Source organism: Actinokineospora spheciospongiae, from assembly GCF_000564855.1.
Taxonomy (GTDB): domain Bacteria; phylum Actinomycetota; class Actinomycetes; order Mycobacteriales; family Pseudonocardiaceae; genus Actinokineospora; species Actinokineospora spheciospongiae.
Map to the genome: position 1 here is coordinate 95089 of NZ_AYXG01000203.1, position 7546 is coordinate 102634.

The window sequence follows — 7546 nt, forward strand, 5'->3', positions numbered from 1 at the left end:
ACACCCGTGTACGACGGCGACATCGCCTCCGTGCTCATCACCGAGCAGCAGATCAGCGAGAAGATCTCCGAACTGGCCGAGCAGGTCGCGAAGGACTACCCGGAGACCGGTGCGGACCTGGTGCTCGTCGGGGTGCTCAAGGGCGCGGTCATGTTCATGACCGACTTCGCCCGCGCGCTGCCGGTGCCGGTGCAACTGGAGTTCATGGCGGTCAGCTCCTACGGCTCGGCCACCTCCTCCTCCGGCGTCGTGCGCATCCTCAAGGACCTCGACCGCGACATCGCGGGCCGCGACGTGGTGATCGTCGAGGACATCATCGACTCCGGCCTGACGCTGTCCTGGCTGCTCAAGAACCTGGCCTCGCGCAACCCCCGCTCGCTGGAGGTCTGCACGCTGCTGCGCAAGCCGGACGCGGTCAAGGTCGAGGTGCCGGTGAAGTACGTGGGCTTCGAGATCCCCAACGAGTTCGTGGTCGGCTACGGCCTCGACTACGCCGAGCGGTACCGCGACCTGCCCTACATCGGCACGCTGGACCCCAAGGTCTACAGCTGACGACCGGGTAGCACGGGTCACGCCGCGGGGGCTTGACCGACGGGAACCCGGTCCGGTCGCCGGACGTTGACGTCAACGGGCAGCCCAACCGCACTTCGTCCGGTGGGGGTGCCCGAGCGGGCGGTACTCTGGGAGGACCGGAGGCCCCGTCCGGTGGGGCAATGGTCGTCATTGCCCTCACAGGCAAGTCAGGGAGGGTGGAGGCCGCCACCGCGGCCGTAAGTGCATGGACCGCAAGCGCCTGCTACGCAACCCGCTGCTGTGGATCTTGGCAGTGTTGCTGATCTACTTCGCCGTCAGCATGCTGTTCGACGACACGCGCGGGTACACGACCGTACCCACCTCCAAGGCCGTCGCCGAGATCAGCAAGGGCAACGTCAAGACCGCCGAGCTGGGCGACAAGGAGCAGCAGCTCAAGCTCACCCTCCGCCAACCCGTCGAGCAGGACGGCCAACAGGTCACCCAGGTCCTGACCCAGTACCCCGCCGGGGCCACCGGGCAGATCTACCAGGCCCTGATCGGCGCGGACGGCACCGAGTTCAAGACCGCGGTGACCCAGGACTCGTTCCTCACCCAGATCCTGATCTTCATCATCCCGCTCGGCCTGCTGTTGCTGCTGCTGATGTGGATGATGAACAACGCCCAGGGCGGCGGGAACCGGGTCCTCAACTTCGGCAAGTCCAAGGCCAAGCAACTGCCCAAGGACATGCCCAAGACGACGTTCGCCGACGTCGCGGGCGCCGACGAGGCCGTGGAAGAGCTCTACGAGATCAAGGACTTCCTGCAGAACCCGAGCCGCTACCAGGCGCTCGGCGCGAAGATCCCCAAGGGCGTGCTGCTCTACGGCCCGCCGGGAACCGGCAAGACCCTGCTGGCCAGGGCCGTCGCCGGTGAGGCCGGGGTGCCGTTCTACTCGATCTCCGGGTCGGACTTCGTGGAGATGTTCGTCGGCGTCGGCGCCTCCCGGGTGCGCGACCTGTTCGAGCAGGCCAAGCAGAACTCCCCGTGCATCATCTTCGTCGACGAGATCGACGCGGTCGGCCGCCAGCGCGGCGCGGGCCTCGGCGGCGGGCACGACGAGCGCGAGCAGACCCTCAACCAGTTGCTCGTCGAGATGGACGGCTTCGACGCCCGCGGCGGCATCATCCTGATCGCGGCCACCAACCGGCCCGACATCCTGGACCCGGCGCTGCTGCGCCCCGGCCGGTTCGACCGGCAGATCCCGGTGTCGGCCCCGGACCTGACCGGCCGCAAGAAGATCCTGCAGGTGCACTCCAAGGGCAAGCCGATCGCCCCGGACGCCGACCTCGACGGCCTGGCCAAGCGGACCGTCGGCATGTCCGGCGCCGACCTGGCCAACGTGCTCAACGAGGCCGCGCTGCTCACCGCCCGCCAGAACGGCACGCTGATCGACAGCGCCGCCCTGGAGGAGTCGGTCGACCGGGTCGTCGGCGGTCCGGCGCGCAAGAGCCGGATCATCTCCGACAAGGAGAAGAAGATCACCGCCTACCACGAGGGCGGGCACGCGCTCGCCGCGTGGGCGATGCCCGACCTGGAGCCGGTCTACAAGCTGACCATCCTGCCGCGCGGGCGCACCGGCGGGCACGCGCTGGTCGTCCCCGAGGACGACAAGCAGCTCATGACCCGCTCGGAGATGATCGCCCGGCTGGTGTTCGCGCTCGGCGGCCGCTCGGCCGAGGAGCTGGTGTTCCACGAGCCCACAACCGGTGCCTCCAGCGACATCGACCAGGCCACCAAGATCGCCAAGGCGATGGTGACCGAGTACGGCATGAGCGCCCGGCTCGGCGCGGTCCGCTACGGCCAGGACCAGGGCGACCCGTTCCTGGGCCGGTCGATGGGCCACGGCGCCGACTACTCCCTCGAGGTCGCGCACGAGATCGACGAGGAGGTGCGCGCGCTGATCGAGGCCGCGCACACCGAGGCGTGGGAGGTGCTCAACACCTACCGCGACATCCTCGACTCGCTGGTCGAGGAGCTGCTGGAGAAGGAGACGCTCACCCGCAAGGACCTGGAGCGGATCTTCTCCAACGTCGAGAAGCGGCCGAGGATCACCGCGTTCAACGACTTCGGCCAGCGCACCCCGTCGGACAAGCCGCCGATCAAGACCCGCCGCGAGCAGGCCATCGAGCGCGGCGAGCCGTGGCCGGAGGACAACGAGCGCGAGTCGGTGCCGACGCCGGTGGCGGCCATCCCCGGCGCGGGTGACCTCCCCGGTGGCCCGCCCCACTCCAACCCGGGGCTGCCGCCGACGAACGGGACGCCCAACGGGACCCCGCCGCCCTACGGGCAGCCCGGACCCAACGGGACGCCCCCGCCGTACGGGCAGGCCTACCAGCCCGGCCGCAACTCGGGACCGCCGCACTACGGCGCCCCGCCCGGGTGGACCCCGGCCACCGGGCCGCAGGGCGGGCCGCCGCAGCAGTGGCAGCCCGGCCAGGGTGGGGGTCAGCCGCCGCGGGGTGACGATCCCAACGGTCGGGAGCGGGACTCCGACGGACGCGGCAACGGTTCCTAATGCGATGGTGGCGGCGTGTGGCCGCCGCGATCGACGGAGGTACCGATGACCACAACGAACAACGGGGCTGGGACGGCTGCCGTCCCAGCCCCGGCTTTCGACCCGGCCCGCGCCGAGAACGCGGTGCGGGAACTGCTCCTCGCCTGCGGTGAGGACCCCGACCGCGAGGGGCTGCGGGAAACCCCGGCCCGCGTGGCGCGGGCCTACGCCGAGCTGTTCGCCGGTCTCTACACCGAGCCCGACGCGGTGCTCGACAAGACCTTCGACGTCAGCCACGAGGAACTGGTCCTGGTGACCGACATCCCGATGTACTCCACCTGCGAGCACCACCTGGTGCCGTTCCACGGCGTCGCGCACGTCGGGTACATCCCGGCGCTGACCGGCCGGGTCACCGGGCTGTCCAAGCTGGCCCGGCTGGTCGACCTCTACGCCAAGCGCCCGCAGGTGCAGGAGCGGTTGACCTCGCAGGTGGCCGACGCGGTGATGCGCAAGCTGGACGCGCGCGGCGCGATCGTGGTCATCGAGGCCGAGCACCTGTGCATGGCCATGCGCGGGGTCCGCAAGCCCGGCGCGCGCACGGTCACCTCCGCGCTGCGCGGGCAGTTCAAGACCTCGGCCTCCTCCCGCGCGGAGGCGATGCAGCTAATCAACGGGCGCAGCCGGTGACCCTCCCCGACCCCGGCCGCTGCGCGGTGGTGGGCGTGCTGAACGTGACGCCCGACTCGTTCTCCGACGGCGGCCGCTACCTCGACGTGGACGACGCGGTCCACCACGGCCTCGCGCTGTGGCGGCGCGGGGCCGACCTGGTCGACGTCGGCGGCGAATCCACCCGGCCCGGGGCGGCCAGGGTCGACGCGGCGACCGAGTCCGCGCGGGTGGTCCCGGTCGTGCGCGCGCTGGCCGCGGCCGGGGTCGCAGTCAGCGTCGACACCACCCGGGCCAGGGTGGCGGAGGCGGCGGTCGAGGCCGGGGCGCGGGTGGTCAACGACGTGTCCGGTGGGCTGGCCGACCCGGACATGGCGAAGGTCGCCGCCGCGACAGGGGTGCCGTGGGTCCTGATGCACTGGCGCGGGCACAGCCGGGACATGGACTCCCTCGCCGAGTACACCGACGTCGTCGCCGAGGTCCGCGCCGAACTGCTCGCGCAGGTCGACGCCGCGGTCGCCGCCGGGGTGGCCACCGACCGGATCGTGCTCGACCCCGGGCTGGGCTTCGCCAAGAACGGCGCGCACAACTGGGCGCTGCTGCGCCACCTCGACAGCCTGGTGGGGCTGGGCTTCCCGGTGCTGGTGGGAGCATCCCGCAAGCGTTTTCTCGGCACCCTGCTGGCCGCGCCGGACGGCACCCCGCGCCCACCGGACGGCCGGGAGGACGCCACCGCGGCGATCACCGCCCTGGCCGCCGCGGCCGGGGCCTGGGGGGTGCGGGTGCACGACGTCGACCGATCACTGGACGCGGTGGCCGTGGTGGCCGCCATGACGGGGGCTGCCGGATGACCGACCGGATCACGCTGACCGGCCTGCGCGTGCGCGGGCACCACGGCGTCTTCGACCACGAGCGCCGCGACGGCCAGGAGTTCGTGGTGGACATCACGCTGTGGTTGGACCTGGCCGAGGCCGCCGCCACCGACGACCTGACCAAGACCGTGCACTACGGCGAACTGGCCGAGCGCGCGGCGAAGGTCGTCTCCGGTCCGCCGCGCGACCTGATCGAAACCGTCGCCGCCGAGATCGCCGACGCCGAGATGACCGACGACCGGGTGCACGCCGTGGAGGTCACCGTGCACAAGCCGTCGGCGCCGATCCCGCTGTCGTTCGCCGACGTGGCCGTCACGGTCCGCCGGTCGCGCCGCTCCCGGGGCGGGGCGCGGTGAGCCGGGCGGTGCTGTCGCTGGGGTCCAACCTCGGCGACCGGCTGGGACACCTGCGGTCGGCGGTCGAGGCCTTCGCGGCCGAGCTCGTCGCCGTGTCACCGGTCTACGAGACGGCCGCGTGGGGCGTGACCGACCAGCCGGACTTCCTCAACGCCGTCCTGGTCGTCTCGTCCCCCGACCTCGACGGGTGGGGTTGGCTGCGCCGCGGGCAGGCGGCGGAGGACGCGGCAGGCCGGGTCCGCGAGCAGCGGTGGGGGCCGCGCACGCTCGACGTCGACGTGGTCACCGTGGACGGTGTGACCAGCGACCACCCGGAACTGCTGCTGCCGCACCCGGGCACCGCGGAGCGGGCGACCGTGCTGGTCCCGTGGCTCGACGTCGAACCGGACGCGGTGCTGCCCGGGCGCGGCCCGGCGCGGGACCTGCTGTCCGCCCTGGACACCTCGGGCGTGCGGCGCCGGGACGACCTGGAGCTGCGGTGAAGGCGACGAAGGCGGCCGACCTCATCCCATCGGGTGCAATCGGCGCCCTGATCGGGTATTTCGGTTGTCGGCTCCTCTACGGTTCCCTCCCGCCGCTGCCGACCCTGGCCGGGCTCACCCTGCTCGTGCTCGCCGCCGTGGAGGCCGTGCTGGGGTACTCGCTGCGCTCGCGCATCCGGGGCAAGGGCGGCAAACCGGTGCAGGCGCTCGCGGCGGCCCGCGCCGTGGCGCTGGCGAAGGCGTCGTCCCTGCTCGGCGCGATCATGCTCGGCCTCTGGCTGGGCGTGCTCGGGTACGTGCTGCCGGAGAGCTCGCGGGTGTCGGCGGCCAAGCAGGACGTGCCGAGCGCCGTCGTCGGCGCCGCCTGCGCGGCGATCCTCATCGGCGCGGCGCTGTGGCTGGAGCACTGCTGCCGCACCCCGGACGACCCCTACCCCGATGATCGGCGATCAACAACGTGAGATCCATTTGGTCTCGTCGAGGTAACGGCCCGGTACGGTAGGGCGCATGACCGGCCGGACCGACACCTTCGACGAGCGGGACAGCGCCCCCACCGCGCGCCTGCTGCTCGTCGCGGCGCTGGGTCTGGCCCTCGCCTCCACCGCGGTGCTCGTCTTCAGCGATTCCCTCAAGTGGATGCGGCTGGGGGTCGTCGCCGCGCTGTGGGCCGCGCTCGCGGGGGCCTTCCTCGCCGCCCGCTACCGCAGGCAGGCCGGGGACCGCGCCGAGCGGGCGGCGGACCTGCAACACGTCTACGAGCTGGAGCTGGAACGCGAGGTCGCCGCCCGGCGCGAGTTCGAGCTGGAGACCGCGGCCGAGGCCGAGCGCGCCGCGCAGGAGAAGGCGGGCACCGACCTCGCCGAGCTGCGCGAGGAGCTCAAGGCCATGCGCGAGCACCTGCAACAGCTCCTCGGCGGCGGCGAGGTCCTCGTCGAGCGCTTCGCCCTGCACGCCGAGGCCACCCGGATGCGCGGCGTGGCCGAGGAGAACCGCGGCTCGAAACCCCTGCGCCGCATCACCGCCGCGGGCGACGCCTCCACCGAGATGATGGGCCGCGTCGGCAAACCCCCGGTCGAACGCCCCGACGGCTGGTTCGAGGGCGACCGCATGGACCCGGACTGGCAGCCGTCGTGGGACAGCGACGAGCAACCGGCGGTGGTCTCCGGCCAGGGCAGCCGCCCGGTCACCGCCCGCAGGCGCACCGTCCCGGAAACCGCCCGCCAGCAGCCCGCCGCCGAACCCCCCCGCAGGCCCACCACCCGCCAGGCCCCACCCAACCGCACCGAGTCCCGCCCCCGCGCCGACGCCTTCCCCCCGGTCGCCAACCCCGGCGGCGGCAGACCCCTGCGCACCGACGAGGCGGAACGCCTCCGCGAACCGGACCCCCGCCGGACCCCCGGCGCCCACCCCACCAGGCAGGGCGCCGCGTTCCCGGCCGAGCAGGAGAGCTCCCGCCCCGTCGGCCAGGACACCCGCCGCGCCCAACCCGGGTCCCCGGAGCAGGACCAGCGCCGCCCCCAGCAGAGCGGCGCCTTCCCGTCCCAGCCGGAAAACGCCCGAGGCGAACCCGCACCGGGCACCCCCCCCACACCAGACCCGCGCCGACAACAAGCCCCACCCGACCCCGAAGCCCCCCGCCGCGACGGCGCCCCGCGCAGGCAACAGGCCCCGATCGACTCCGACAGCGCCCGCCGCGAACCGCCCACCAGCGCGTTCCCGGCCCAAGACCCCCGCCGCCAGCAGGCGACCAGCGCCCACCCGGAGTCCGCTCGCCCCGACCAGCGCAGACAGACCGCCGCGGCGTTCCCCACCGAGCCCCACCCCGACCAGCCCCGCCGCGCCCCGGACCCGACCCGCGCCGCGCCCGATCAGCCCCCCGCCACCCGCCGCCCCGCCCCCGCCGATTTCCCCGCCGACCCCGGCCGCAGGCACCCGGCCGAGCAGGCGCCCGGCTCCCACCCACCCCCCGACCCCCGCAGGCAGGCGGCGGGATCAGGCAGGTACACCCCGTCCGGCACGTTCCTCCCCGTGGAGCGCAGGCCGGAGGAGTCGGTGGATGCCGCAGGCCGTCGCCGCGCGCCCACGGGGACGTTTCCCGCTGTG

General features: G+C 73.2%; 8 protein-coding genes. All 8 read left to right on the forward strand.

Annotation, left to right across the window (positions count from 1 at the left end):
• Positions 1-6 precede the first annotated feature (6 nt).
• On the forward strand, positions 7-552 hold the full coding sequence (gene hpt, locus UO65_RS25800) for a hypoxanthine phosphoribosyltransferase (protein ID WP_035287325.1): 546 nt from the start codon (positions 7-9) through the stop codon (positions 550-552).
• Between the two features lie 226 nt (positions 553-778).
• Positions 779-3088 carry an ATP-dependent zinc metalloprotease FtsH gene (gene ftsH / locus UO65_RS25805; RefSeq protein ID WP_035287328.1) on the forward strand — a complete coding sequence of 770 codons (2310 nt, stop codon included), beginning with the start codon at positions 779-781 and terminating at the stop codon, positions 3086-3088.
• Between the two features lie 45 nt (positions 3089-3133).
• Positions 3134-3754 carry a GTP cyclohydrolase I FolE gene (folE, locus tag UO65_RS25810; protein WP_035287331.1) on the forward strand — a complete coding sequence of 207 codons (621 nt, stop codon included), beginning with the start codon at positions 3134-3136 and terminating at the stop codon, positions 3752-3754.
• Positions 3751-4584: a dihydropteroate synthase gene (gene folP / locus UO65_RS25815; RefSeq protein ID WP_456049226.1), complete on the forward strand. Its 834-nt coding sequence runs from the start codon at positions 3751-3753 to the stop codon at positions 4582-4584. The genes folE and folP overlap by 4 nt, the downstream gene beginning before the upstream one ends.
• Positions 4581-4961 (forward strand): dihydroneopterin aldolase, encoded by a 381-nt coding sequence (gene folB, locus UO65_RS25820; RefSeq protein ID WP_035287334.1) that lies wholly within the window; start codon positions 4581-4583, stop codon positions 4959-4961. The genes folP and folB overlap by 4 nt, the downstream gene beginning before the upstream one ends.
• Positions 4958-5443, forward strand: a complete 486-nt coding sequence (gene folK, locus UO65_RS25825) for a 2-amino-4-hydroxy-6-hydroxymethyldihydropteridine diphosphokinase (protein WP_035287337.1) — start codon at positions 4958-4960, stop codon at positions 5441-5443. Before folB ends, folK begins: the two co-directional genes overlap by 4 nt.
• Positions 5440-5904 carry a DUF3180 domain-containing protein gene (locus tag UO65_RS25830; RefSeq protein ID WP_035287340.1) on the forward strand — a complete coding sequence of 155 codons (465 nt, stop codon included), beginning with the start codon at positions 5440-5442 and terminating at the stop codon, positions 5902-5904. The genes folK and UO65_RS25830 overlap by 4 nt, the downstream gene beginning before the upstream one ends.
• 46 nt (positions 5905-5950) lie before the next feature.
• A partial coding sequence (locus UO65_RS25840; protein ID WP_052021772.1) for a DUF6779 domain-containing protein occupies positions 5951-7546 on the forward strand: 1596 nt, incomplete at its 3' end.

What these genes read in the sequence shown, in the direction of transcription:
- ftsH (WP_035287328.1), top strand. Translation starts at nt 779, where the DNA reads ATGGACCGCAAGCGCCTGCTACGCAACCCGCTGCTGTGGATCTTGGCA.
- folE (WP_035287331.1), top strand. Translation starts at nt 3,134, where the DNA reads ATGACCACAACGAACAACGGGGCTGGGACGGCTGCCGTCCCAGCCCCG.
- folB (WP_035287334.1), top strand. Translation starts at nt 4,581, where the DNA reads ATGACCGACCGGATCACGCTGACCGGCCTGCGCGTGCGCGGGCACCAC.